At 68.2% G+C, this 24,586-nt stretch carries 21 protein-coding genes and 1 pseudogene; 1 reads left to right on the top strand and 21 read right to left on the bottom strand.

What is annotated here, in order from left to right; all coding sequences use genetic code 11:
- Nucleotides 1-90, top strand: a pseudogene (locus A7D27_RS28150) (ISL3 family transposase); the annotation flags it as partial.
- Between the two features lie 77 nt (nt 91-167).
- On the opposite strand, the gene A7D27_RS25020 reads toward A7D27_RS28150, so the two are convergent.
- The 21 genes from A7D27_RS25020 to A7D27_RS24920 form a co-directional block, all read right to left on the bottom strand.
- The gene (locus tag A7D27_RS25020) at nt 168-1,562 is read right to left on the bottom strand and encodes an efflux transporter outer membrane subunit (RefSeq protein ID WP_069566462.1); all 1,395 of its coding nucleotides are present in this window, start codon (nt 1,560-1,562) and stop codon (nt 168-170) included.
- The gene (locus tag A7D27_RS25015) at nt 1,559-4,747 is read right to left on the bottom strand and encodes an efflux RND transporter permease subunit (RefSeq protein ID WP_069566461.1); all 3,189 of its coding nucleotides are present in this window, start codon (nt 4,745-4,747) and stop codon (nt 1,559-1,561) included. Before A7D27_RS25015 ends, A7D27_RS25020 begins: the two co-directional genes overlap by 4 nt.
- A gap of 11 nt (nt 4,748-4,758) precedes the next feature.
- Entirely contained in the window at nt 4,759-6,000 is a 1,242-nt protein-coding gene (gene mexE, locus A7D27_RS25010) for a multidrug efflux RND transporter periplasmic adaptor subunit MexE (RefSeq protein WP_069566460.1), read from the bottom strand.
- Nucleotides 6,001-6,146: 146 nt separating this feature from the next.
- Entirely contained in the window at nt 6,147-6,620 is a 474-nt protein-coding gene (gene gspM, locus A7D27_RS25005) for a type II secretion system protein GspM (protein WP_069562980.1), read from the bottom strand.
- A gap of 15 nt (nt 6,621-6,635) precedes the next feature.
- Nucleotides 6,636-7,718: a type II secretion system protein GspL gene (gene gspL, locus A7D27_RS25000; RefSeq protein ID WP_069562979.1), complete on the bottom strand. Its 1,083-nt coding sequence runs from the start codon at nt 7,716-7,718 to the stop codon at nt 6,636-6,638.
- A gap of 5 nt (nt 7,719-7,723) precedes the next feature.
- Entirely contained in the window at nt 7,724-8,596 is an 873-nt protein-coding gene (gene gspK / locus A7D27_RS24995) for a type II secretion system minor pseudopilin GspK (RefSeq protein ID WP_069562978.1), read from the bottom strand.
- Nucleotides 8,589-9,173, bottom strand: a complete 585-nt coding sequence (gspJ, locus tag A7D27_RS24990) for a type II secretion system minor pseudopilin GspJ (RefSeq protein WP_069562977.1) — start codon at nt 9,171-9,173, stop codon at nt 8,589-8,591. The genes gspK and gspJ overlap by 8 nt, the downstream gene beginning before the upstream one ends.
- Nucleotides 9,170-9,541, bottom strand: a complete 372-nt coding sequence (gspI, locus tag A7D27_RS24985) for a type II secretion system minor pseudopilin GspI (RefSeq protein ID WP_240919553.1) — start codon at nt 9,539-9,541, stop codon at nt 9,170-9,172. Before gspI ends, gspJ begins: the two co-directional genes overlap by 4 nt.
- A complete protein-coding gene (gene gspH, locus A7D27_RS24980) occupies nt 9,525-10,037 on the bottom strand; it encodes a type II secretion system minor pseudopilin GspH (protein ID WP_069566459.1) in 513 nt (170 codons plus the stop codon). The genes gspI and gspH overlap by 17 nt, the downstream gene beginning before the upstream one ends.
- Nucleotides 10,037-10,471, bottom strand: coding sequence for a type II secretion system major pseudopilin GspG (gene gspG / locus A7D27_RS24975; protein WP_044411837.1), 435 nt, complete (start codon nt 10,469-10,471; stop codon nt 10,037-10,039). The genes gspH and gspG overlap by 1 nt, the downstream gene beginning before the upstream one ends.
- A gap of 14 nt (nt 10,472-10,485) precedes the next feature.
- The gene (gene gspF / locus A7D27_RS24970) at nt 10,486-11,700 is read right to left on the bottom strand and encodes a type II secretion system inner membrane protein GspF (RefSeq protein WP_069562975.1); all 1,215 of its coding nucleotides are present in this window, start codon (nt 11,698-11,700) and stop codon (nt 10,486-10,488) included.
- Nucleotide 11,701: 1 nt separating this feature from the next.
- Nucleotides 11,702-13,171 carry a type II secretion system ATPase GspE gene (gene gspE, locus A7D27_RS24965; RefSeq protein ID WP_069566458.1) on the bottom strand — a complete coding sequence of 490 codons (1,470 nt, stop codon included), beginning with the start codon at nt 13,169-13,171 and terminating at the stop codon, nt 11,702-11,704.
- Nucleotides 13,168-15,066: a type II secretion system secretin GspD gene (gene gspD, locus A7D27_RS24960; RefSeq protein ID WP_069566457.1), complete on the bottom strand. Its 1,899-nt coding sequence runs from the start codon at nt 15,064-15,066 to the stop codon at nt 13,168-13,170. The genes gspE and gspD overlap by 4 nt, the downstream gene beginning before the upstream one ends.
- A complete protein-coding gene (locus A7D27_RS24955; protein ID WP_069566456.1) occupies nt 15,063-15,623 on the bottom strand; it encodes a type II secretion system protein N in 561 nt (186 codons plus the stop codon). The genes gspD and A7D27_RS24955 overlap by 4 nt, the downstream gene beginning before the upstream one ends.
- A 3-nt stretch (nt 15,624-15,626) precedes the next feature.
- On the bottom strand, nt 15,627-16,142 hold the full coding sequence (locus A7D27_RS24950; protein ID WP_069562971.1) for a cytochrome b: 516 nt from the start codon (nt 16,140-16,142) through the stop codon (nt 15,627-15,629).
- Nucleotides 16,143-16,213: 71 nt separating this feature from the next.
- Nucleotides 16,214-17,779, bottom strand: coding sequence for a lytic polysaccharide monooxygenase (locus A7D27_RS24945; RefSeq protein WP_069566455.1), 1,566 nt, complete (start codon nt 17,777-17,779; stop codon nt 16,214-16,216).
- 547 nt (nt 17,780-18,326) lie between these two features.
- On the bottom strand, nt 18,327-19,868 hold the full coding sequence (gene gbpA / locus A7D27_RS24940) for an N-acetylglucosamine-binding protein GbpA (RefSeq protein ID WP_069566454.1): 1,542 nt from the start codon (nt 19,866-19,868) through the stop codon (nt 18,327-18,329).
- 232 nt (nt 19,869-20,100) lie between these two features.
- The gene (locus A7D27_RS24935; protein WP_069566453.1) at nt 20,101-21,906 is read right to left on the bottom strand and encodes a monovalent cation:proton antiporter-2 (CPA2) family protein; all 1,806 of its coding nucleotides are present in this window, start codon (nt 21,904-21,906) and stop codon (nt 20,101-20,103) included.
- 193 nt (nt 21,907-22,099) lie between these two features.
- Nucleotides 22,100-22,729 (bottom strand): DUF2931 family protein, encoded by a 630-nt coding sequence (locus A7D27_RS24930; protein ID WP_083265777.1) that lies wholly within the window; start codon nt 22,727-22,729, stop codon nt 22,100-22,102.
- Between the two features lie 12 nt (nt 22,730-22,741).
- Nucleotides 22,742-23,371, bottom strand: a complete 630-nt coding sequence (locus A7D27_RS24925; RefSeq protein ID WP_069566452.1) for a DUF2931 family protein — start codon at nt 23,369-23,371, stop codon at nt 22,742-22,744.
- Nucleotides 23,368-24,586: DUF2235 domain-containing protein (locus A7D27_RS24920; RefSeq protein WP_069566451.1), on the bottom strand; the 1,219-nt coding region annotated here is incomplete at its 5' end. The genes A7D27_RS24925 and A7D27_RS24920, both read right to left, overlap by 4 nt.

The raw sequence follows: 24,586 nt of genomic DNA, 5'->3' as shown, positions 1-24,586 counted from the left end.
AAGGTCATCAAGCGCATAGCCTACGGTTTCCGGGACTCGACGTATTTCTTCCTGAAAATCAAGGCCGCCTTCCCCGGAAAGACGCGATGAACCGAAAAAATCCCGCACCCGAGGGGCGCGGGGCGGGATGGAATGCCGACCGGGGGGCGGTCGGGCAAGGGCAACAGTCAGGCCTGGGGCTGCCAGCCGCCGCCGAGGGCCTTGTAGATGGCGACGATGCCGCTGTAGAGCTCCACTTCGGCCTGGGCCTGGGCGTCTTCGGCGGCCAGGCGTTCGCGTTCGGCGTCCAGCAGCACGAGGAAGTCCACGGTGCCTTCGCGGTAGCGCACGGCGGCTTGTTCGGCGGCGGCGCGGGTGGCTTCCGACTGGCGCACCAGGGCGACCAGGCGTTGCTGGCGCTTGGCGTAGTCGCTGAAGGCGTTTTCGGACTCTTCCAGGGCCAGCAGCACCTGCTGTTCATAACTGGCCAGGGCGCCGTCGGCCTCGGCTTCGGCGCCGCGCAGGCGGGCCCGCACGCTGCCGAGGTCGAAGGCGGCCCAACTGATGGTGGGCGCCACGCCCCAGGCGCGAGCGGCGGAGGCGCCGATCTGCGAGCCACGCCCGGCGGTGAAGCCGAGGAAGCCGGAGAGGCTGACCCGGGGGAACAGGTCCGCCGTGGCCACGCCGACGTTGGCGGTGGCGGCTGCCAGGCGCCGCTCTGCGGCGGCGACATCCGGGCGGCGGCGCAGCAGCTCGGCGGGGTCGCCGATGGGCAGCTCCTTGGCGATCACCGGCAGCGGTTTGGGCGACAGGTCCACGCTGAGCGGGTCCGGGCGCTGGCCGAGGAGGGTGGCGATGCGGTTGCGCGCGCGGCTGGCGATGGCCTGCAGTTGCGGCAGGGTGGCTTCGGTGGCGGCCAGGCGGCCGTCGGCGCGCAGCACGTCCAGCTCGCTGCCGACGCCGGCGTCGCGCAGTTGCTCGGTGAGGCCACGGGATTCCTGCTGGTTCTTCAGGTTCTCGCGGGCGATACCCTCGCGCAGTTGGGCGCCGCGCAGGGTGCCGTAGGCGTCCACCAGTTCGGCGATGAGGCTGACCTGCAACTGCTGCAGGTCGGCCTGGGCGGCGCCGGCTTCGGCGTCGCTGGCTTCGATCTGGCGCTGGATGCGGCCGAACAGGTCCAGTTCCCAGGCCATGTCCAGGCCAAGGTCGTAGCGCTCGGTGGTCACCCGGTCCTCGGTCTGGCCGGGCTGCTGGGCCTTGCCGCCCTGGGCGGCGGCGCGGCTGGTGATCACCGGCAACTGGTCGTTGCCGACGTCGTCACGGATGGCACGGGCAGCGCGCAGGCGGGCGAAGGCCACGCGCAGCTCGCGGTTCTGTTCGAGGGACTGCTGCACCAGTTGGTTCAGGGTCGGGTCGTCGAACTGCTGCCACCAGAGGCTCTCGAAGTGCGATCGGTCGACCGGGGTGGCCTCGGCCGAGGCGAGCCGCGCGGGCTCGCTCTCGGGGGCCTTGTAGTCCGGGCCCACGGCGCAGGCGCTCAAGGCGAGGGCCAGCAGGGCAGGGGCGAATGCCTTGTTGATCATGCGTGCAGTTCCTTGAGTTGCTGGGCCTTGGCCGCCTTGCGCGCTTCGCCTTTCTCGACGAAGCCGCGGATCAGCACATAGAACACCGGGGTCAGCAGCAGGCCGAAGAAGGTCACGCCGATCATTCCGCTGAACACCGCAACACCCATGGCATGGCGCATCTCCGCGCCGGCACCTGAGGACAGCACCAGGGGCACCACGCCCATGATGAAGGCGATGGAGGTCATCAGGATCGGGCGCAGACGCAGGCGGCAGGCTTCCAGTACCGCAGCCAGGCGGTCGAGGCCTTCTTCCTGTTTCTCCTTGGCGAACTCGACGATGAGGATGGCGTTCTTGCACGCCAGGCCCACCAGTACGATCAGGCCGATCTGGGTGAAGATGTTGTTGTCGCTGCCGGCGAGGATCACCCCGACGATGGCGGAGAACAGCACGGTCGGCACGATGAGGATCACCGCCAGCGGCAGGCTCCAGCTTTCGTACTGGGCGGCCAGCACCAGGAAGGCCAGCAGCACGCAAAGCGGGAAGATGAAGACCGCGGTGTTGCCGGCGAGGATCTGCTGGTAGGTCAGGTCCGTCCACTCGTAGGTCATGCCGTTGGGCAGTTCTTCCTTGAGCAGCTTGGCGATGGCGTCCTCGGCCTGGCCGGAGCTGTAGCCCGGGGCGGCGGCGCCGTTGATCTCGGCGGTGATGAAGCCGTTGTAGTGCATGACGCGGTCCGGGCCGGAGCTGTTGTCCACCTTGACGAAGGTGGACAGCGGGATCATCTCGCCCCGGTTGTTGCGCACCTTCAGTTGGCCGATCTGCTCGGGCTCCAGGCGGAATGGCTGGTCGGCCTGGACGTTAACCTGGTAGGTGCGGCCGAAGCGGTTGAAATCGTTGGCGTACAGCGACCCCAGGTAGATCTGCATGGTGTCGAAGATGTCGCTGATGGCCACGCCGTGGGTCTTGGCCTTCTCGCGGTCGATGGCGGCATCCACCTGGGGCACGTTGACCTGGTAGCTGGTGAACACCGACATGGGGTTCAGCTCCGGCAGTTGGCGCGCCTTGGCGATGATGTTCTGGGTCTGTTTGTACAGCTCCTCGTAGCCCAGCCCGCCACGGTCCTCCACCTGCAGGCGGAAGCCGCCGATGGTGCCGAGGCCCTGCACGGGCGGCGGCGGGAAGATGGCGATGTAGGCGTCCTGGATGCCGGCGAACTCCTGGTTCAGCGCGGCGGCGATGGCCCCGGCGGACAGGGACGGGTCCTTGCGCTCATCGAAGGGCTTGAGCGGGGTGAACACGATGCCGCTGTTGGGGCTGTTGGTGAAGCCGTTGATGGAGAGGCCCGGGAAGGCCACGGTGTTCTCCACGCCCGGGTGCTTGGCGGCGATCTCGGACATGCGCTTGATCACCGCTTCGGTGCGGTCGAGGGTGGCGGCGTCGGGCAGTTGGGCGAAGGCGACCAGGTACTGCTTGTCCTGCTGCGGCACGAAGCCGGTGGGGGTGCTGGCGAAGCCCAGGTAGCCGCCCAGCAGCAGGCCGCCGTAGACCAGCATGGCGATGCTGCTGCCGCGCAGCACACGGCGCACGGTGCCGACGTAGCCCTTGCCGGCGCGGTCGAAGAAGCGGTTGAAGGGGCCGAACAGCCAGCCTCCGAAGAGCCGGTCCAGCAGGCGCGAGAAACGGTCCTTGGGCGCGTGATGGTCCTTCAGCAGCACGGCGGCCAGCGCCGGCGACAGGGTCAGGGAGTTGAACGCCGAGATCACCGTGGAGATGGCGATGGTCAGCGCGAACTGCTGGTAGAACTGCCCGGTGAGGCCGGAGATGAAGGCGGTGGGCACGAACACCGCGCACAGCACCAGGGCGGTGGCGACGATGGGGCCGGTCACTTCCTTCATGGCCTGGCGGGTGGCCTCCACCGGCGACTTGCCGAGGCCGATGTTCCGCTCGACGTTCTCCACCACGACGATGGCGTCGTCCACCACGATGCCGATGGCCAGCACCAGGCCGAACAGCGACAGGGCGTTGAGGGAGAAGCCGAACAGGTGCATCACCGCGAAGGTGCCGATCAGCGACACCGGCACGGCAGCCAGCGGGATGATCGAGGCGCGCCAGGTCTGCAGGAACAGGATCACCACCAGCACCACCAGAACGATGGCTTCGAGCAGGGTGTGCACCACCGCCTCGATGGAGCCACGCACGAAGATGGTCGGGTCATAGACGATTTCGTAGTCCATGCCCTGGGGGAAGCCCTGCTTCAGCTCGGCCATGCGCTGGCGCACCGCATCGGAGATGGCGATGGCGTTGGAGCCGGGGCGCTGGAACACCGGGATGGCCACCGCCGGCTGGTTGTTCAGCAGCGAGCGCAGGGCGTACTGGTTGGAACCCAGTTCGACCCGGGCGATGTCCCGCAGGCGGGTGATTTCGCCGTCGTCGCCGGCGCGGATGATGATGTTCTCGAACTCTTCCTCGGTGACCAGGCGGCCCTGGGTGTTGATGGAGAGCTGGAAGCTGTTGCCGGCATCCGACGGCGGCGCACCCAGGGCACCGGCGGCGACCTGGCGGTTCTGTTCGCGGATGGCGTTGACCACGTCGGTGGCGGTGAGGTTGCGCGAGGCCACCTTGTTCGGGTCCAGCCACACGCGCAGGGAGTAATTGCCCATGCCGAACAACTGCACGTCGCCCACGCCGTCCAGCCGCGCCAGCTCGTCCTTGACGTTGAGCGCGGCGTAGTTGGACAGGTAGAGCATGTCGTAGCGCTGATCCGGCGAGGTCAGGTGCACCACCATGGTCAGGTCCGGGGAGGCCTTGTCCACGGTCACGCCGAGCCGCTGCACTTCGGTGGGCAGGGTGGGCATGGTGCGGGTGACGCGGTTCTGCACCTGCACCTGGGCGTTGTCCAGGTCGGTGCCGAGGGCGAAGGTCACGGTGAGGGTGAGCTTGCCGTCGTTGGTGGACTGGGAGGACATGTAGAGCATGCCTTCCACGCCGACGATGGCCTGCTCCAGCGGCGAGGCCACGGTTTCACCGATCACCTTGGGGTTGGCGCCGGGGAAGTTGGCGCGCACCACCACCGTGGGCGGCACCACTTCGGGGTATTCGCTGATGGGCAACTGGAACAGCGAGATGGCGCCGCCGATCAGGATCAGCAGCGACAGCACGGCGGCGAAGATCGGCCGCTTGATGAAGAACTGGGAAAAATTCATGGCGTACTACCTCAGCCGCGCGGGCTGACGGAGGGTTTTGCGTTCTGTTCAGCCACGCGCGGGGCATCGCGGCCTTCCACCGAGCGGCGCAGGTCGTCCAGACGGGCGAGGGTCTTGTCGTCGGCCATGGGCACCGCTTGCGGGTCCACGGTGGCGCCGGGCATGGCGCGCTGCAGGCCGTTGACGACGATCTTCTCGCCCTTGGCCAGGCCAGTGCGGATGATGCGCAGGCCTTCCACCTTCGGGCCCAGCTCCACCGGGCGGTAGCTCACGGTGTTGTTGTCGCCCAGCACCAGCACGTACTTCTTGCCCAGGTCGGTGCCGATGGCTTCGTCCTTCACCAGGGCGGCGGGGTAGGTGTCGCTGCCCACCAGCTTGACCCGGGCGTAGAGGCCGGGGGTGAACTGGCCGTCGGCGTTGTCGAACACGGCACGGCCACGGATGGTGCCGGTGCGCGGGTTGACCTGGTTGTCGAGGAAGTCCAGTTGGCCCTGGTGCGGGTTGCCGCTCTCGCTGGACAGGCCCAGGTACACCGGGCTGGCGCCACGGGCGTCGGCGCCGGCCTTGCGCGCCAGTTCCACGTACTTGAGGAACACGCGCTCGTCGGCGTCGAAGTAGGCGTAGACCTTGTCGGTGGAGACCACCGAGGTCAGCAGCGATTCGCCGGCGTTGACCAGGTTGCCTTCGGTGATCTCGGCACGGCTGACGCGGCCGTCGATGGGCGCGGTGACGCGGGTGAAGCCAAGGTTGAGGCGGGCGTTGTCCAGTTGTGCCTGGATCGCCGCGACATTGGCCTGGGCCTCGGCGGCGGCGCTGGTACGGGCGTCGGCCAGCTCGGCGGAGATGGCATTGCTCTGGCGCAGGCGGTCACCGCGGCGGGCTTCGTTCTGGGCGCGGTTGAGGCTGGCGCGGGCCTGTTGCAACTGGGCTTCCAGGCGTTTCACTTCGGCCTGGAAGGGGCGCGGGTCGATCTGGAAGAGCAGGTCGCCCTTCTTCACCAGGCCGCCTTCGTGGAAGGCCACCTTGTCGATGTAGCCGGAGACGCGCGGGCGGATCTCGACGGATTCGGGAGCTTCCAGGCGCCCGGTGAACTCATCCCATTCGTTGATCGGCTGCTGCAGCACTTCGGCAACGCTGACCTTGGCGGCGGCCTGGTTCATCGGTGCCTCGGGCGTCTTGCTGCAGGCCGCGAGCACCAGCATTGCGGCGAGGGTAAGGCCGGTGCGCCAGGGTTTTTGGGGGGTCTGTTCCATGTGTAGCTCCGCCAGTTGGACGTGTGAGTGGGCGGAGTCTGCGTGGCGGGGCAGGGTGGAACGAATCGAACGCTACGAAGGTGACTATCACTCTCAGTGATGAATGGTTCTGGCATGGCCTCCGGGTTGTGCCGGAGGCTCTGGCATCAGTGCCCCGGTTCCACCAGCAGGCGGGCGCGGGCGAGGGCGTCGGGGTTCACTTCCAGGCCCAGGCGGGTGACCCGGGCGCCGGCGCGCTCCACCGTCTGCAGCCAGCCCAGCAGGGCGTCCAGGCTGCCTTCCAGGGTGAGTTGGATGGCGCCGCCGGATTCGTTGTCCATGCGTTCGATGGTCAGTTGCGCCTCGGCGCTGGAGCGGGCCAGCAGGCCGGGTAGGGCTTTGGCGGCGAGGCTGGCGCGTGGCGCGCTGGCGGGCAGGCGGGCGAGGTCGAAGCGCAGCATCTGCGCGCGCTGGTACTGCTGCTCGGCGTGCTGCAGGGCGGCGCGCTCCGGTTGCAGCAGCAGGCTCCAGGCCAGTATGGGGGTGAGGAACAGCACGAGCAGCAGCAGGGCGCGGCGCTCTCGGGCGGGTAGCTGGTCCCAGCGCTGGCGCAGGGGGGCGATGAGGGGGGCGGGCGACATGGGGGGCTCCTCGGGTCAGGGGGTGGCGATCTGCAGGCGCGCGCTGACGCCCTGGGCGTCGCGGGCGCCGGCATCGGACTGCACGGCCAGGCCCTGGCTGGTGAGCCCTTCGCGCAGGCGTTCGAGGTCGGCGAAGGACGCGCTGCCGACCCGCAGGGTCCAGCCTTCGCCGGCCTGGTAGTCGAGCCGCTGAACCCGGGCGAGGGCGCCGCCGCCGGCGCTCCAGGTGCGTGCCAGGCGTTCCAGGTTGCGGGCCAGATCGGCGTCGGGTTGATCGGCCTTGGCCAGGCGGGCGCGTACCTGGCGCTCCAGGTCCACCACGCGGGGTTCGTCGGGCACACGGGCCTGCCACTGGGCGAGGTTCTCGGCTTCCAGGGCGGCGGTGGCCTGTTCCAGGGCCTGGCGTTGCACGCGGTCGTGCAGCCACTGTCCGGCTCCGGCCAGCACCACCAGCAGGGCCAGGGTGCCCCAGGGCATGGCGCGGCGGTCGCCACCGGCGAACTCGCCCTGGCGCAGGTCGATGGCCTGGCGACTGCCTTCGGCCAACAGCGCCCAGGGCTCCTCTTCCCGCTGTTGCAGGTCGCTGGGCAGCAGCGCGGCAGAGGCGGCCAGGGACTCGTCATCCAGGGCATCGCACAGGCCGGGGGCGCCGCCCACCAGCCAGCGCCCGGCGCAACGCAGGGCCAGGGGTTGGCCGGGGGGCAGGCAGTCGGCGTCGAGGTGGATGCGCCGAGGCGTCAGCCCCAGAGCGGACAGGCGCTCCAGGCAGGCGCTGAGCCAGGTGCGGTCGAGGGCGATCACTCGGCACTGACGGCCCTGTTGCAGCGGCCCCTGGGCCAGGTGCAACTGGTCGAGGTCGTCCAGCAGGCGTTCTTCCAGGGCGGAGCGCACCGCTTGGCGCAACCAGCGGCCGCTGCGCGCCGGGACCTCGACGCGGTGCTGGCTGGCGGCCTCGGCGGGCAGCAGCAGGGTCAGGGCGCGGCCGGCCAGTGCCTCGGCGGCCTGCTCCAGGCTGCCCTGGGCGGGGGCACCGGTGGTCGTCCACCAGGTGGCGGGGCTGTCGGCGGCGGGTGTGGACAGGTGGAGCCAGGCGTGCACGGGGGTCACTCCGTTGTTGAAGGGGATGGGAGCACCTGGCGACGCAGCACCCGCAGGTGCCCGTCCTGTTCCAGGCGCAGGTCGCTGGCCAGGTGCAGACGGCGTTCGCCCAGTTCGGCCAGCAGGTGGACGCGGAAGAAGCGGCTGTCCACGGCCAGGCCCGGGGCGCGCACTTCGCGGCCTTGCAGCAGGGGCAATTCGAGGAAGTCCTGCACCGTGGCCCAGCCACCGGCGGGGCGCGCCTGCACCAGGGTGCGGGCGAGGGACGGGTCGAGGCCTTCCAGGCTCGCCAGTTGCACCGCCGAGGCGGTGTTGAGGTTGAGGGATGCGCCGCCGAGGGTGGCCACGTGGGGCGCCAGGCGGGCGAAGTCGCTGGGTGCCAGATCACCCAGGCGCATCAGCTCGCTGGTGTCCAGCAGGCCCTGGGCCTTGCCGCCGGGGCCGGGCCGGGTCGGCAGGCGCGCGGGGTCGTGGGCGGGCACGTCGAGCTGGGCCAGCAGGCGCTGGTAGCGTGCGCGCTGCAGGTCGCTGCGGCCGACCCGCAGGTGGTCGAGGTCGAAGCGGCCGGCCAGGTCCTCGATGCGCACCTGCACCTGGCCGCTGCCCAGGGGCCAGCGCTGGGGCGTGCGCGCCCAGCCCTGGCCCAGGTGGACCTGGGGTGGGTCTTCGCGGTTGGCCAGGTCGTCCCGCAGTTGCTGGCGGGCCCAGGTCTCGCCGCTCAGGGCCATCTGCCAGAGGTGCTGCTGGTCCAGTTGGCGGGCGGTGGCGGCCAGGCTCAGACGTTGGCGGGCGAGCATGTCGGCCACCACCAGGGTCACCAGGGCGGTGACCAGCAGCACGCTGAGCAGGGCGACGCCGCGTTGGCGGTGTTCATTCATCACGCTGGCCCTCGCCACCCGGCAGCAGGATCACTCGGCGCAGCTCGGGGTAGCCCGGCGCATCGATCACCAGGTCCACGGCAGCCGGCAAGACCAGGGCGCCACCGCCGGCGGGCCAACTGTCGTGGCGCACGCCCTGGGCGTCGATGTAGCCCAGGCGCAGTAGGGTGATCCCCTGCAGCAGGCGCTGGCGGCGCGTGGCGCCGTCGTCGGGGTTGCGGAATTCGCGCCACCATTCGCCGTCCTCCCATTGGTGGCTCACCAGCAGCAGGTCGCTGCGCGGCTGGCCGAGGGGGTTGGCCGCGCCACCGCGCAGCAGGCGGAAGCGGTCGTCACGACCGATCAGCGCCTGGCGCCGGCTGGGGTCGTCGGGCAGGGAGCGGGGCACGGCCTGCCAGAGGTCGCGCTGGAGGATGTCCAGGGCTCGCTGCAGGCTGCGCAGTTGCTGTTCGTGCAATTCGATGCGCTGCTCGCTGTGCAGCACCCGCTGCAGCAGTTGGTAGCTGGCCAGGCCGAGCAGGCTGAACAGGGCGATGGCGATCAGCACTTCCAGCAGGGTGAAGCCGCGCTGGGTCATGGGCGGGCCTCGATGAAGCCGTTCAGGCGTGCGCGGGTCACCGGCGGCCGGCCGGGCACGGCGACGGCCACGTCCACCTCCAGCAGGCGCGGGTCGGGGGCGTTGCCCACTTCCACGGCCAGCAGCCATTCGCGGCCGGCGAAGGCGATGCGCTCTTCCCTGTGGCCCATCTGGGGTGCCAGCAGGCCGATGCGCAGCTCGTTGAGGCGGTTGTCCGCCAGCCAGTTGGCGAGGCTGCGCTCCACCAGCCCGGCGCTGTTGCGGGCGACGTGGGTGGCGGCGCTGTAGAGGGCCACGGAGAGGGTGGCGAAGATCGCCAGGGCGACCATGACTTCCAGCAGGGTGAAACCCTCAGAGCGTTTCAACACGCACCTCCTCCAGGCCGTCGCTGGACAGCTCCAGCACCGGCCGGCCGCGCACCTCGATCTGCAGGCTGAAGGGCGTCAGTTCGTCGCTGGAGAGCACCAGCAGTTGCGGGCCGGGGCCAGGCACGGGGGCGCCCAGGCCGGGAGCCTGCTCGCCCAGTTCCAGGTGCAGGCGCAGGCTGTCGGGCAACTGTTGCGGGCGGTAGTCGCTGGCCGGTAGCCAGCGGCCGTCGGCGTCCAGGCGATGCACGGTGTAGCCGTCGGGTTCGATGCGCACGCCCAGCTCCTGGCGCTCCAGCATGGCGTCCTCGCGCAACAGGCCGAGCAGGCTGCGCAGGCGCTCGGCTTCGCGCTTGGCGTGCTGCGGGCCGTGGTCGCTCTGGGCGAGGGTCAGGGTGCTGGCCAACAGGCCGACCATGAGGATCACCACCAGCACTTCCAGCAGGGTGAAGCCTCGCGCCCGGCGAGCCGATGGGATGAGGTGGGACGTACGGAGCATCAGAGGTCCCAGTTGCCGATCTCGGCATTCAGGCCTTCGCCGCCGGCACGGCCGTCGGCCCCGAAGGAGAACAGGTCATAGGCGGTGCCGCGGCTGCCGGGCACCACGTACTGGTAGGGGTTGCCCCAGGGGTCCACGGGCAGGCGCTTGAGGTAGCCGTCGGGGTTCCAGTTGCGCGCGGCCGGGGTGCCGCTGGGCTTGCTGACCAGGGCTTCAAGGCCCTGCTGGGTGCTGGGGTAGCCGTGGTTGTCGAGCTTGTAGATGTCCAGCGCCATGGCGATGGCCTTGATGTCGCTGCGGGCAGCGGTGACCTTGGCCTGGTCCGGGCGGTTCATGATCTGCGGGACCACGAGTGCGGCGAGGACGCCGAGGATGACCACGACGACCATGATTTCGATCAGGGTGAAACCCCGTTGCCGGTTGCGGGTGTGCATGGGTGTGCCTGCCTTCAGGTGATGAGTTGGTTGAGGCTGAGGATGGGCATCAGGATCGCCAGGACGATGAGCAGCACGCTGGCGCCCATGAACACCAGCATCGCCGGCTCGAACAGTCCGACGAGCATGGCGATGCGGTTGGCCAACTGGGTTTCCTGCTGGGTGGCGGCGCGGTCGAGCATGGCGTCCAGCTCGCCGGAGCGCTCACCGCTGGCGATCAGGTAGAGCATCATCGGCGGGAAGTGGCCGCTGCGCTCCAGTGCCCGGGTCAGGCCGCCACCTTCTCGCACCGAGCGCGCCACGTCTTTGAGACTCGTCCGAATCCGTTGGTTGGCCACCACTTCGGCGGCGATTTCCAGGGCGTCCACCAGCGGTACACCGCTGCGCCCGAGGATGGCCAGGGTGCTGGTGAAACGGGTGCAGTTGCTCGCCCGCAGCACCTTGCCCACCACCGGCAGGCGCAGTTGCAGGCCGTGCCAGGCCAGGCGCGTGGCGGGGCGGCGCAAGGCCAGGTGCACGCCCACCGCTGCGGCGGCGACGAACAGCAGCATGAGCAGGCCGTGGGCCTGCAGGCCGGCACTGGCGGCGATCAGACCACGGGTCAGGGCGGGCAGCTCCTGGCCGCTGTCGATGAACACCTTGACCACGTCCGGCACCACGAAGCCGAGCAGGAAGCCGACGATGCCGAAGGCCGCCACCAGCAGGATGCTGGGGTAGAGCATGGCCAACTGCAGTTGCTGGCGCGCTGCCTGGCGGGCTTCGGTGTAGTCGGCCAGTTGCATCAGCACCTGGGCCAGGTGGCCGGCGCGTTCGCCGGCGGCCACGGTGGCGCGGTACAGCGCCGGGAAGGCGCGGGGGAACTCGGCCATGGCGCGGGCCAGGCCGTGGCCTTCCAGCACCCGCGCGCGAATGGCCAGGACCATGGCTTGGTGGGCGCGCTTCTCGCACTGGGCGGCGACCGCCGCGAGCACCTCTTCCAGGGGCAGGGCAGCCTGCACCAGGGTGGCCAACTGGCGGGTCAGCAGGGCCAGGTCGGCGGTGGAGAGCCCCTGGCGGTTGCGCCCCGGCGTGCCTTCGCGCGGGGTACTGCCCCGGTGGCTCTTGAGCTTGAGCGGCACCAGGTTGCGCTCGCGCAGCAACTGGCGCGCCTGGCGCTCGCTGTCGGCTTCCTGCACGCCGCGCAGCTTGCGGCCGCCGGGGTCCATGGCGAGGTATTCGTAGGCGGCCATCTCAGTCCTCCCGGGTGACGCGCAGCAGTTCTTCGAGGCTGGTCACGCCGGCCAGCACCTTGTCGCGGCCGTCCATGAACAGGCTGGGGCCATGACGGCGGGCGTGGCGGGTCAGTTCGGCCTCGCCGGCGCCCTGGTGGATCAGTTGGCGCAGGGCTTCGTCCAGCACCACCAGTTCGTAGAGGCCCTGGCGGCCGCGGTAGCCGCTGTGCTGGCAGGCGTCGCAGCCCACCGGGTGCCAGAGCGTGGGGCGCGCCTGCAGGTCGAGGCCGAGGTGCTCGCAGGCGGCGTCGTCGGCAGGCCCGGGCTGCTTGCAGTGGGGGCAGAGCACCCGCACCAGGCGCTGGGCCAGCACGCCCACCAGGGAGCTGCACAGCAGGAAGGGCTCGACACCCATGTCCACCAGACGGGTGACGGCGCCCACGGCGCTGTTGGTGTGCAGGGTGGAGAGCACCAGGTGGCCGGTGAGCGAGGCCTGCACGGCGATCTCGGCGGTCTCGTGGTCGCGGATCTCGCCGACCATGACCACGTCCGGGTCCTGGCGGAGGATGGCCCGCAGGCCCCGTGCGAAGGTCATGTCCACCTTGGTGTTGACCTGGGTCTGGCCGATGCCGGGCAGGTGGTACTCCACCGGGTCCTCGATGGTGAGGATGTTGCGGGTCTGGCTGTTGAGGCTGGCCAGGCCGGCGTAGAGGGTGGTGGTCTTGCCCGAGCCGGTGGGGCCGGTGACCAGCAGGATGCCGTGGGGGCGCGCCAGGGCGCCTTCCAGGCGGCTGCGGGTGGTCGGGTCCATGCCCAGGCGGCTGAGGTCGAGGCGACCGGCCTGCTTGTCCAGCAGGCGCATCACCACGCGCTCGCCGTGGGTGGAGGGCAGGGTGGAGACGCGCACGTCCACTTCGTGGCCGGCAATGCGCAGGGCGATGCGGCCATCCTGGGGGATGCGCTTTTCGGCAATATCCAGCCGCGCCATGACCTTGATCCGCGACACCAGCAGCCCGGCCAGCTCGCGGCGGGGCTGGAGGATTTCGCGCAGGAGGCCGTCCACCCGCAGGCGCACGGAGAGGTGGCGCTCGAAGGTCTCCAGGTGGATGTCCGAGGCCTTGGCCTTCACCGCCTCGGCGAGGATGGCGTTGATCAGGCGGATGATCGGCGCGTCGTCCTCCTGCTCCATCAGGTCGGTGGTCTGCGGCAACTGTTCGGCGAGGCTGGCCAGGTCGTCCTGCCCGGCCATGGCGTCGCCCAGGCCGTCGGCCACTTCGCGGGCGTCGTTCTGGCCGTCCTGGTAGTGGCTGGCCAGGACATCGGCGAAGGCCTCGGCGTCCAGCACCCGGGGGCGCAGGGCGCTGCCGTGCTGACGCCGCACCTCGGCGAGGATGGCCATGTCGGTACCGACCCGGCACAGCAGCTCGCCGCCGTGCAGCAGCACACCATGGCGCCGGGCGTAGCTGAAGGGCAGGCGCGCGCTGCTCATCGCCCGTTGGCTCCGCGCACGTCCAGTACCGGGCTGCCGTCGTTGTCGAACAGGCGCCGTGGGTCGCTGGGCAGCAGCATCCCGTTGGGGCCGCGGTCGTTGCTGTGCAGGTTGCGCAGGTCGTTGTACTTGCGCTGGCCCAGCTCGCCGCTTTCCTCGCTGGTGCGCAGCAGGGTCGGGCGCAGGAAAACCATGAGGTTGGTCTTTTCGGTGATCTCCTTGGTGGAGCGGAACAGCCCGCCGATCAGGGGGATGTCGCCCAGCAGCGGGACCTTGCTGACCTGGGTCTTGACGTTGTCCTTGATCAGGCCGCCGATGACGATGATCTGTCCGTCGTCGGCGAGGATGGTGCTCTTGATTGCACGCTTGTTGGTGATGGCGTCGCTGGTGTTGATGCCCGGCGGTGCGGCGGCCAGCTCGGAGCTCTCCTGCTCGACCTTCAGGCGCAGGCTGTTGCCCTCGTTGATGTGCGGGGTGACCTTGAGGGTCACGCCGATGTCGCGGCGCTCGACGGTGGTGAAGGGGTTGTTGGCCCCGGCCGCGTCGGTGGTGTAGGAGCCGGTCTGGAAGGGCACGTTCTGGCCCACCAGGATTTCCGCCGGCTCGTTGTCCAGGGTCAGCAGGCTGGGGGTGGAGAGCAGGTTGTTGTTGGAGTCGCTGGACAGGGCGGTGACCAGGGCGGCGAAGTGGCCGCTGCCGACGCCGATCACGCCACCGTCAGGGAGCGTGGGGCGCTTGCCGTCCTGCAGGGTGCCCAGCAGCGAGCCGATGGTCAGGCCGGTGCTGCCGAACTGGATGGCGCCGCCGGCGTCGCTGCCACGGCCGGCCCACTGCACGCCGAGGGCGTCGTTGATATCACCGCTGACTTCGACGATGGCCGCTTCCACCAGCACCTGGGCGCGGGGGCGGTCGAGCTGCTCGATCACCGCATCGAGGGTGGCCAACTGGGCCGGCTCGGCCATCAGCACGAGGGCGTTCTGGCTTTCGTCGGCGCTGATGAGGATGGAGCCGGCTCGGCCGTCCTTGCCGCCGTTGCCCACTTCCATGCGCTTGCCGATGCCGGAGAGCAGGTCGGCCAACTGCTTGGCGTCGGTGTGGTGCAGGCGCACCACGCGGGTGCCGTCGTTGGCGTTGCCGGGCACGTCCAACTGGCGGGCGAGGGTGGCCATCTGCTCGCGGGCCTGGCTTGGGCCGACCAGGATCAGCCGGTTGCTGCGGGCGTCGGCAATGGCGCGGGCGCCGGCCGGGGCGCCGCTGCCCTGGTTGACGCTCTCGGTGAGGGTGGCAGCCAGGTCGGTGGCCCAGGCGTGCTTGAGTCCGAGGGTGGAGAAGGCGCGCTCGCCGGCGCTGTCCAGCTCACGCACCAGGGAGCGGATGCGGCCGACGTTGCTGGCGCTGTCGGTCACCACCAGGGCGTTGGAGCTGCTGGACGGGGCGACGTAGGCGTCCATCGCCACCAGCGGGCGCAGCACGGCGGCCACTTCGGCGGAGGTGGCGTTGCGTAGCGGGATGACTTCGGTGACGAACTCGTCGTCGGCTGCCTGTTCGCTGCCGCTGGCCTTGGTCTTGGCGTCGGCCACGGGGACGATCAGCACCCGGTCGCCCTGGTCGAGGGCGGCGTAGCCCTGACTGCGCAGCACGGTGAGGAACAGCGAGTAGATGCCGGCCTGGTCCAGCGCACTGCTGGACTGCACGGTGACCTTACCGCTCATGCGCGGGTCGAGGACCATGGTCTTGCCGGTGATTTCGCCGACTTCGCTGACCAGGTCGCGCAGTTCGGCGTCCTTCATGTTCAGCGTCCATTGGCGGGGTTCGTTGCGTTCGGCGAACGCGGGAAGGGGGGCGAGCAGGGTGCCAAGCACCAGCAGCGCGCCGGTCACGCGGGGCAGTTTCATGGTCGGGTCTCCGGCGTGTGGATGGGGGCCCCGTGTGCGGTTTCGGCCGCAGGCGGACGGGGTATGAAGAGGCGGGTTTCAGGGCGTGGGAAACCCAGGCGGTAGTCGCGGCCGCCGTGGTTCAGCAGGACGTGGTCGGGGGCGACGGCGCGCAGCACGGCACCGCCCGGCAGGCGGTCGCCGATGCGGTAGAACGCGCTGCCCGAGGGGCCGGCGATCAGTGCGCGGGAGTCGGTCTCTCCGCGTTCGGCCAGGCTCGCCATCAGCACCAGCGAGAGGCTGGTGCTGGCGTCTTCGGCGGCCTCCTCGCGGCTACCGCTGGCAGGCAACACGCCGAACAGCAGGGCCACCAGGGTGTTGTCCAGCGGCGCGGCCTCGGTGGCCACCGGGGCGGCAGCACTGGGGACCGGCTGGGCCAGCGTGGCGGCCAGGGCCTGGCGGGCGTGCCAGGCACCCTGGGCGAGCCAGGCCAGCCAGCCAGCGAGGGCGAGCACGGCCAGGGCCAGCAGGGCCCGGCGCAACGGCAGGCGGAGGTCGGGACGCAGCGACGGCAGCATGGCTCAGGGCTTCATCCGGTCAAGCACGGCATGGCCGCGCAGTTGGTGGAACACCACGGCGCCGATGTGGCCCGCTACCAGCAGGGCAAGCACCACGCAGAACAGGCGGTGGCTGCTGTTGAAGAATTCGATCAGCACCGGCTCGGCAAAGGGCTGCGGCAGGGTGGCCATGCCGAACAGGTCGATGGGGCGGTCCATCATCAGCACGCCGGTGACGAGCACCAGGGCAGTGGCGATGTACAGGGCCAGGTGGCCCGCCTTGGCGAGAAACTGTCCGAGGCCGTTGCCGTGGGCGATGTCGTCGGGCCCAGGCTGGGCCAGGGCGTAGCCGATGCGCAGCACGAAGAATGGGATGAGCAGGGCGGTGAGCGAGACGTTGATGAAGCCGATGGTCTCGGACAGGGCCGCCGGCACATCCAGCAGGGCATTGGCGAAGCCGGTGACGGTGGCCCAGAGGATGACCAGCGCGGAACCCCAGTGCAGGAGGGCGCGAGGGCGCGAGTAACGAGCAGTGGACATGTGGAGTCTTCCCTGTGGAACGAGGAGGAGCGTGGCGCCAGGCGCCACGCTCCGTTTGTTGCAGGCTTGGGTTACTTGCGCTTCCAGGCCATGTTCCAGTGGGAGCCCTTGCCGGGTTCGAACTGGTTGGAACCGGCGTTCCACTGCTTGCAGTAGCCTTCGGCCGGGAAGGGCAGGCACTCGTAGGTGTTGCCGTCCTTGCCCAGTACGGTGGTACCGGCCTTGTAGCTGCTCAGGCCATCCGGGAAGACGAAGTCGTAGTCACCGTTGCCGGGGTTCTCGCCGCCGCCTTCACCGGGGTTCTCGCCACCACCTTCGCCCGGGTTCTCACCGCCACCGTTACCCGGCTCGGCGATCAGGGTGAAGCTGTGGGTCTGCTGCAGCAGTTCGCCTTTCTTCGGCGTGGCCACCACGACCAGGTCGTGTGCACCGGCTTCCGCGTTGGTCAGGGTCATGTGGAAGTGCGGGGTGTTGCCCGGAGCAGCTTCCTTGTGAGCGACGGTCTCGCCCTTGGCGTTCAGCACGGTGGCCTTGACCTGGTACTCGCCACCCTGGGCGATGGCGTTGAAGTGCAGGTCAGCCTTGCCATCCTTGATCTGGTAGCTGGAGGACAGGCCGGTCAGGCTCAGGGAACCCGGAACGGTGGGCTGGTCCTTCTTGACTTCGACACGCACGACTTCGCTGTCGGCCTTGACGTGGATGCCGTTGCGGCCGTAGTTCGGGACTACGTCGCCATCAGCGTTCAGCTCGCCGAGCTTGTAGCCGAAGTTACCGGCATTGACCTTCTGGGCCAGCAGGAAGGGCCAGGTGTTGGCCTGGGCCTGTTCGGCAGTGGTGATCTTCAGGTCGACGGTGTTCAGCGGGCCGGACTTGCTGAAGGCGCGCAGGGTCACGGTGTCACCGATGTTCAGGGCTTCCGGCTGAACGGCACCGATCAGGTTCCACTCCGGTGCAGGAGGCGGAGTTTCGCCACCGGCCTGGTCGTTTTCGATGTTGACATCGACCACCTGGTAGAAGGTGGCGGCGGTGTCACCGACACGCCAGGTAGCGAGCACGACGTGGTAGCCGCTGCGGTCAGCCGGGATGTCCAGGCGGTGGGTGGACTTGCCGCCGGACTGGGGACGCACGCTTACGCCTTCAACGTACTGCTCGTGCTTCAGCGGGGTGGCTTCGAAGCTGTCGCGGGTCAGCGGCTGGTTGGGGTTCCAGTCCTTCTTGGTGATGTAGAACTGCCAGTAGGCGGTGGCGTGGCCGGCAGTGTAGTGCCAGCGGAAGTCCTGCATGCCCGGCTTGATGGTGGTCTTGTGCCAGCGGGTGGCGCTCTGCTCGTTCAGTTGGCTGTAGCTGTTGTGGCCGCCGGCGGCGATGGTGCCGTCAGCCGGGCCGCACTCCAGGAAGGTGCCGCCGCAGTACGCACCACCGAAGTGGTTCTGGGCATCCGGGCGGTATTCCACGCTTTGCGGTTCGTACTGGATGGGGCCGCAACCGGAGTTGAGGTTGCCGCCGTCTCGGTGGCACATCAGCGAGCGGGATTTCGGGCTGTCGATGTAGCCGTGGGCGATGGCTTGCTGGGAGGCCAGGGTGGCGAAGCCGATAGCCAGGGCCAGGGGGAGTTTGCGAAGGATCTGCTTGCGCATTCTTCGAAGGTCCTTATGGGTAGGTTGCAAAGGAGCCCTCGATGCAGGCGTGGGGTCGATGGGGTCTTCTCCAATCCCTGCATCTCTGGACTGAGATCAGAATGCCGTCGGGCTCGGACCGCTCACATTGGACGAGTCCGAAAGCCGTTCGGGCGCTCAGGATTGCGGGCGGCGAGGAGGGAAGCGGTGTCGTCGGACGGTGTGCGAAGCACGGGACACGGGGCGGTGACTTGACCGCCGGGCCCTCGATGAGGTCAGCGTCGAACAGGGTTTCCAGCTCGGCGCGGGCCTTGCGGGCGCTCCGCAGCATGGTGGGCGCGTTGCGCCAGGAGGGTTGCGGGGCGCAGTGGGCTGCCAGAAGATCGGGATGGGCCTGGGTATGGCCGATGCGCAGCACGAAGAGCGGAATCGGCAGCGCGGCGAGCGAGACGTTGGCGCAGCAGGGCCGTGGGGCGCGAGTCTCGCGCTGTGGCCATGCGCAGTGTTCGCAGGGAAATGAAAAAAGAGCGTGGCGCCAGGCGCCACGCTCCCTTATTGCAGGCTTGGGTTACTTGCGCTTCCAGGCCATGTTCCAGTGGGTGCCCTTGCCGGGCTCGAACTGGGTGGAACCGCTGGTCCACTGCTTGCAGTAGCCGCTGGCCGGGAACGGCAGGCACTCGTAGGTGTTGCCATCCTTCGCCAGTACGGTGGTGCCGGCCTTGTAGCTCTGCACGCCATCCGGGAAGACGAAGTCGTAGTCACCGTTGCCGGGGTTTTCGCCACCGCCTTCGCCCGGGTTCTCGCCGCCGCCGTTACCCGGCTCGGCAATCAGGGTGAAGCGGTGAGTTTGCTGCAGCAACTCGCCCTTCTTCGGGGTGGCCACGACCACCAGGTCATGTGCGCCGGCTTCCACGTTGTTCAGAGCCATGTGGAAGTGCGGGGTGTTGCCCGGAGCAGCTTCCTTGTGAGCGATGGTTTCGCCCTTGGTGTTCAGCACGGTGGCCTTGACCTGGTACTCGCCGCCCTGTGCGATGGCGTTGAAGTGCAGGTCGGTCTTGCCGTCCTTGATCTGGTAGCTGGAGGACAGACCGGTCAGGCTCAGGGAACCCGGAATGGTGGGCTGATCCTTCTGGATTTCGACGCGGGTGACCTTGCTGTCGGCCTTCACATGGATGCCGTTACGGCCGTAGTTCGGGACGATCTCGCCGGCGGTGTTCAGTTCGCCGAGCTTGTAGCCGTAGTCGCCGGCGTTGACCTTCTTGGCCAGCAGGAAGGGCCAGGTGTTGGCCTGGGCCTGTTCGGCGTTGGCGATCTTCAGTTCGACGGTGCTCAACTGGCTGCTCTTGTCGAAGGCGCGCAGGGTGACGGTGTCACCGATGTTCAGTTGCTCCGGCTGAACGGCACCGATCAGGTTCCACTCCGGCGCGGGCGGCGGGGTTTCGCCACCGGCCTGGTCGTTGTCGATGTTCACGTCGATGGCCTGGTAGAAGGTGGCGTCGGTGTCGCCTACGCGCCAGGTGGCGAGAATCACGTGGTAGCCGCTGCGGTCAGCCGGCACATTCACCCGGTGAACGGATCTGCCGTTGGCCTGCGGACGCTCATGTACACCCGCGACGAACTGCTCGTGGGCGATCGGAGTGGCTTCGAAGGAATCGCGGGTCAGCGGCTGGTTGGGGTTCCAATCCTTCTTGGTGATGTAGAACTGCCAATAGGCAGTCGCGTGACCCTGGGTGTAGAACCAGGTGAAGTCCTGCATGCCTGGCTTGATGGTGGTCTTGTGCCAGCGGGTGGCGGTCTGCTCGTTCAGCTCGCTGAAGCGCTGAAGGCCACCTGCTGCGATGGTGCCTTCTGCCGGGCCACACTCCTGGAAGGTGCCGCCGCACCACTTGCCGTTCAGGTGATGGTTGACTGCAGGGGCGTATTCAACGCTCTGGGGTTCGTACTGGACACCACCGCATTTGGCGTTCAGGCTGCCGCCGGTGGAGGCGCACATGAAGGAGCGGGATTTCGGGCTTTCGATGTAGCCGTGGGCGATGGCCTGCTGGGAGGCCAGGGTAGCGAGGCCGATGGCCAGGGCCAGGGGGAGTTTGCGAAGGCTCTGCTTGCGCATGCGTTGAAGGTCCTTGTGAGTAGGTCTTAAAGGAGCCCTCGATGCAGGCGTGGGGTCGATGGGGTCTTCTCCAGCCCCTGCATCTCGGGACTGGGGTCAGAATGGCGCCGCGGTCGGACTGCTCCCATGGGACGAGTCCGAAAGCCGCTCGGCCGCTCAGGATTGCGGGTATGGGGGAGGGAAGGCAGCGCCGCCGGTGGCGTGGCGGCGCGCAGAGAGCGGGACGCAGGGGCTATTTGATCGCCTGGTCCTCGATGCGGTCGGCGTCGAACAGGGTTTCCAGCTCGGCACGGGCCTCGCGGGCGGTCTGCAGCATGGCGGCCGCGTCACCGTGGACCTTGTACTGGGCAGCCAGGACCTCCTCGTCATGGCGCCGGAAACGGCAGATGCGCGCCTCGGCCTGCTCCGGCGGCAGGCCCATGCCGAGGAGGATCTGCCGGGCCATCTCCAGGCTGGAGTGGAAGGTCTCGCGCACCGGCATGGCGCCCAGGTCGAGCAACTGGTGCACGTGCTGGCGGTCCCGGGCGCGGGAGATGATTTTCAGATGCGGGTAGAGCCGGTGCACCAGCTCGGTGGTGCGCAGGGTCGTCGCCGGATCATCGGTGGCGATGACGAAGAACTCGGCCTTGTCCACCTTGGCCGCACGGAGGATCTCGGGGCGCAGCGGGTCGCCGTAGAAGATCGGGATGCGGCCCAGGCTGCGGGACAGCTCGATGGTTTCCACCGAGGTGTCCAGCGCCAGGAAGGGCACGCGCTGGGCGTGCAGCACACGGGCGATGATCTGGCCCATGCGCCCGGTGCCGGCAATCACCACGCGGGGAGCATCGCTCTCGATGCGCTGGTATTCCTCGGGCACTTCCACCGGCGCCGGGGCGGCCTGGGAGAAACGGCTCACCAGCAGGATCAGCAGCGGTGTCATGGCCATGGACAGGGTGATGGCCAGCACCAGGTAGCCATGCAGGTCGGCATCCACCAGGGCGTGCTCGCGGGCGATCTTGAACACCACGAAGGCGAACTCACCGCCGGCTGCCAGCACCACCGCCAGACGCAGTGCGCTCTGCCGCACCAGTTGGCCCGCCATGCGTGCCACCAGGTACAGCACCGGGAACTTGCAGGCCAGCAGCAGCAGGGTGAGGGCCACCACCAGCAGCGGCTGGCGTAGCAGCAGGCCGAGGTCGGTGCTCATGCCCACGCTGATGAAGAACAGGCCGAGCAGCAGACCCTTGAAGGGTTCGATCTGCGCTTCCAACTCGTGGCGGTACTCCGAATCGGCCAGCAGCAGGCCGGCGAGGAAGGCGCCCAGGGCCATGGACACGCCGGTTTTCTCCATCAGCCAGGCCGTGCCGATCACCACCAGCAGGGCGGTAGCGGTGGACACCTCCTGCAGGCCGGTGCGGGCCACCACGCGGAACACCGGGCGCAGCAGGTAGCGGCCGCCGATGATCACCAGACCGATGCTGCCCACCACCTCGGCGAGGTGGAGCAGACCGCCGCCGTCCTGCTCCGGCGTTGCCGAGCCGCTGAGCAGCGGCACCAGGGCGATCAGCGGGATCGCGGCGATGTCCTGGAACAGCAGGATGGCGAATGCCAGGCGTCCATGGGGGCTGGTCAGTTCCTTGCGCTCGGCGAGGATCTGCAGGCCGAACGCCGTGGACGACAGCGCCAGGCCCAGGCCGAGCACCATCGAGGCCTGCCAGCTCTGGGCGAAACCGAACGCGGCCACACTGCCGATCAGTGCGCCGGTTAGCAGCACCTGGGCCAGGCCGACGCCGAACACCGAGCGCCGCATCACCCACAAGCGCTTGGGCGACAGCTCCAGGCCGATGATGAACAGCAACAGCACCACCCCCAGTTCGGACAGTGTGGCGACGCTCTGCGGGTCATTCACCAGCCCGAGCACGGACGGGCCGATGAACAGACCGGCAAACAGATAACCGAGCACCGCGCCCAGTTGCAGGCGACGGGCAAGCGGAACGGCGAGGACGGCGGCGAGCAGGAAGATGACGGCGACCTGCAACGAGCTGCCTTCATGGGGCATGGCGGAATCCTTGGTAAAGCGGGAACGGTGCCTACAGGCAGGTGGAGGGCAAGGATAGGGGCGGCGAGGGAGGCTGTCACCGTTCCATGCGCCGTAGAGAGCTCGACACCCGTGTCATCACCGTAGGAACACCTACCTGGACGGACTCGGCTGAGGTCTGGCCAGGTGCGTTGGGCGTTAGCGGCAGAGCGGCTCACCAGGAGTCATAGGGAATGCCGTGCTGTTCGATATAGGTGCGTGCAGCTTCGCTGGGGGCTCGGTAGAAGCGGCCTTCTGTTTGCCCCTGACTCGGCCCCTTGCGTTCGACTACCCCAACGAAACGGCCGATTTCCTTTCCTTTGAGACAAGGCCCTCCCACCCAGACCTTGACGATGCCCCCAGGTGCGAGACCAATGGAGATGTCATGGCGGAAACGGGTCACTTCCTGGGTGGAATGTACGCAGACCGTACGCTGGGGCTTGACCATCTCATCCCGTACCCACTGTGGGATAGTGATTCGCAACTTGTAGACCTGGGGTTCCACCAGGGATTGCCAGCGCACGAAGATGAGGTTGGGTAGGTCAACGTTGTTGATAGGCATGGAACCCGCGCTGCCTTGCCACCAGCCTGCCGTTTTCGCGCCATAGCTCGCAACTCCGCTATACACCCCCTCAAAGGCCAGGTTGCGGCGATCGACCACATCTACGCTTTCTACCCAGACTTCCATATGACGGGGTGCTCCCACGCCGATGTACCAGGTGGGATAGGGGAGCTTGGGGCCGCCACTCGCACAGCCGCTCAGGGGCAGGAGCAGCAGAAGGGCAACGATCAGTCGCAAGGACATTCCGGGTAACCCTTACCAGGAGTCATAGGGAATCCCGTGCTGCTCGATGTAGGCCTTGCTCGCAGGCTCCAACTCGGGCCAGGCATATTTCCCGCCCGTCTGCCCCTGACTCGGTCCCTTGCGTTCGACTACCCCAACGAAACGGCCGATTTCCTTACCTTTGAGGCAGGGCCCTCCCACCCAGACCTTGGCGATGCCCCCTGGAGCCAGGCCAATGGAGATGTCTTTGCGGTATTGGGTTTCCTCCTCGGTGGAATGAACGCAGACCGTGCGCTGGGGCTTGACCATCTCGTCCCGTACCCACTGCGGAATATTGATGCGCACGTTGTAGACCTGGGGCTCCACCAGGGATTGCCAGCGCACGAAGATGATATTGGGCAGGTCGACGTTGTTGACGGGTTTCATCTTGCCTCCTCCCTCCCACCAACCCTCTGTCCGGTTGTTGTAAGCCACTACACCACCGTGCACCCGCTCGAAGGCCAGGTTACGGCGGTCGACCACGTCCACGCTTTCCACCCAGACCTCCATATGGCGGGGGGCTCCCAGCCCGATGTACCAAGTGGGATAGGGCAGCCGGGGAGCGTTGCTGGCGCAGCCGCTCAGCGGCAGCAGTAGGAGTGCGATCAGTAGACGTAATGTCATTCCGGGTAACCCTCTTGAGGACGCTGGTTGTAGGCCAGCCGTTGATTGGCCGGTTTGTTGAGCAACAGGCCGGCAGTTGGCACCCAGTGTGCGGAGGTGTGGATATAGCGACCCAGCAGGTGACGCTCCTCCTCGTGGGTCAGGCGGTTGCTGGCACCCCGGGCATAGGCGAGGAGCTTCTCGGCGATGGGGGCGAGGTCATCGGGCAGTTGGAATGCTGCTTCGGCGGGTAATGCTTTCAGCGGTACTTCGAACTTCACGGCCGCCTCATGCATGGCCTGCAGGGCCACCTTGGACAGGTCACCGTAGACCTTGCGATCCATGGCCACGGCGACCATCCAGCGCTCGCTGGGCACCATACCCCGTTCATGTCTGGGTTGGCCGGTCCGCCAGGCGATGGGCCTGAGTTCGCCGTCGCCCGGCAGACCCCGCCCCATGAGGCGGTCGGCTTCCCGCAGGGCCTGTTGCCAGGCGCGGCTGTGCTCCAGGGGGCGCCGGGACGTAACCACCGTGACGACCGGCTTCGTGAGCAACAGGCGCTCCTGCTGGAGCGGGCGGTAGCCGCCGCCGATATTGGAGTGGACGCCCGGCAGCGCCAGTTCCTCATGCCCCGGGAACACCCGATTGAGGGCGAACTGCCAGCGCTTTTCATCCCGCGCGGTGATGTGCAGCACCTTGCGGGCGCAGCCGGCCGGCAGGTAGAGGTTGACGCCGGGGTTGTAGTCGTTGACCGAGAAGTCGCCCTTGGTCGGGGCGTTGATGGCGGCCACGGTGTCGAACAGCCCGATGAAGTTGATCTGCACGTCCCGTGCCCAGTCGAAGTCCGGCGGCAGGCCGAGGCGGGCGGGCCCCAGCACCTGGGCCAGCACCCCGCCCTCGGGCTTGAGCACCTCGTTGGCGAAGTGCCGCGCGGAGGCGGCGCCCCGGCTGAAGCCGAAGATGTCGAATTCCAGGGTGCGAATCTTGGTGTCAGGGTTGGTGACGTTGAAGCGCTTGATCTGTTCTTCGATCAGGTTGGGGCTCTGCCTGACTCGGGCGGTTACGCCTGACGAACCCTGGCCGGTGGCCTGGCTATAGAGATTGTCCCGGCTGCCACTCTCGGTGCCGATGCCTTCGAGGTAGACCGACACGTAACCCAGGCGCGCATCCGGCTCCACAGGAATGGTGGTGTTGTCCCGATACAGGTCATACAACAACGCCACATTGCTCGCCGCG

Origin of the sequence: Pseudomonas sp. 1D4, assembly GCF_001728925.1 — a bacterium.
In the GTDB taxonomy this organism is placed as follows: Bacteria; Pseudomonadota; Gammaproteobacteria; order Pseudomonadales; family Pseudomonadaceae; genus Metapseudomonas; species Metapseudomonas otitidis.
This window is presented reverse-complemented; position numbering and strand designations above follow the sequence as displayed.

Excerpts from the sequence above, each read along its gene's own strand:
- mexE (WP_069566460.1), bottom strand. The coding sequence starts at position 6,000 with ATGGAACAGACCCCCCAAAAACCCTGGCGCACCGGCCTTACCCTCGCC.
- gspK (WP_069562978.1), bottom strand. The coding sequence starts at position 8,596 with ATGAATGAACACCGCCAACGCGGCGTCGCCCTGCTCAGCGTGCTGCTG.
- gspD (WP_069566457.1), bottom strand. The coding sequence starts at position 15,066 with ATGAAACTGCCCCGCGTGACCGGCGCGCTGCTGGTGCTTGGCACCCTG.
- A7D27_RS24955 (WP_069566456.1), bottom strand. The coding sequence starts at position 15,623 with ATGCTGCCGTCGCTGCGTCCCGACCTCCGCCTGCCGTTGCGCCGGGCC.
- gspE (WP_069566458.1), bottom strand. The coding sequence starts at position 13,171 with ATGAGCAGCGCGCGCCTGCCCTTCAGCTACGCCCGGCGCCATGGTGTG.
- A7D27_RS24945 (WP_069566455.1), bottom strand. The coding sequence starts at position 17,779 with ATGCGCAAGCAGATCCTTCGCAAACTCCCCCTGGCCCTGGCTATCGGC.
- A7D27_RS24935 (WP_069566453.1), bottom strand. The coding sequence starts at position 21,906 with ATGCCCCATGAAGGCAGCTCGTTGCAGGTCGCCGTCATCTTCCTGCTC.
- gspF (WP_069562975.1), bottom strand. The coding sequence starts at position 11,700 with ATGGCCGCCTACGAATACCTCGCCATGGACCCCGGCGGCCGCAAGCTG.
- gspG (WP_044411837.1), bottom strand. The coding sequence starts at position 10,471 with ATGCACACCCGCAACCGGCAACGGGGTTTCACCCTGATCGAAATCATG.
- gspM (WP_069562980.1), bottom strand. The coding sequence starts at position 6,620 with ATGTCGCCCGCCCCCCTCATCGCCCCCCTGCGCCAGCGCTGGGACCAG.
- gbpA (WP_069566454.1), bottom strand. The coding sequence starts at position 19,868 with ATGCGCAAGCAGAGCCTTCGCAAACTCCCCCTGGCCCTGGCCATCGGC.
- gspJ (WP_069562977.1), bottom strand. The coding sequence starts at position 9,173 with ATGACCCAGCGCGGCTTCACCCTGCTGGAAGTGCTGATCGCCATCGCC.
- A7D27_RS25020 (WP_069566462.1), bottom strand. The coding sequence starts at position 1,562 with ATGATCAACAAGGCATTCGCCCCTGCCCTGCTGGCCCTCGCCTTGAGC.
- gspH (WP_069566459.1), bottom strand. The coding sequence starts at position 10,037 with ATGCTCCGTACGTCCCACCTCATCCCATCGGCTCGCCGGGCGCGAGGC.
- A7D27_RS24930 (WP_083265777.1), bottom strand. The coding sequence starts at position 22,729 with ATGTCCTTGCGACTGATCGTTGCCCTTCTGCTGCTCCTGCCCCTGAGC.
- A7D27_RS25015 (WP_069566461.1), bottom strand. The coding sequence starts at position 4,747 with ATGAATTTTTCCCAGTTCTTCATCAAGCGGCCGATCTTCGCCGCCGTG.
- A7D27_RS24950 (WP_069562971.1), bottom strand. The coding sequence starts at position 16,142 with ATGTCCACTGCTCGTTACTCGCGCCCTCGCGCCCTCCTGCACTGGGGT.
- A7D27_RS24925 (WP_069566452.1), bottom strand. The coding sequence starts at position 23,371 with ATGACATTACGTCTACTGATCGCACTCCTACTGCTGCCGCTGAGCGGC.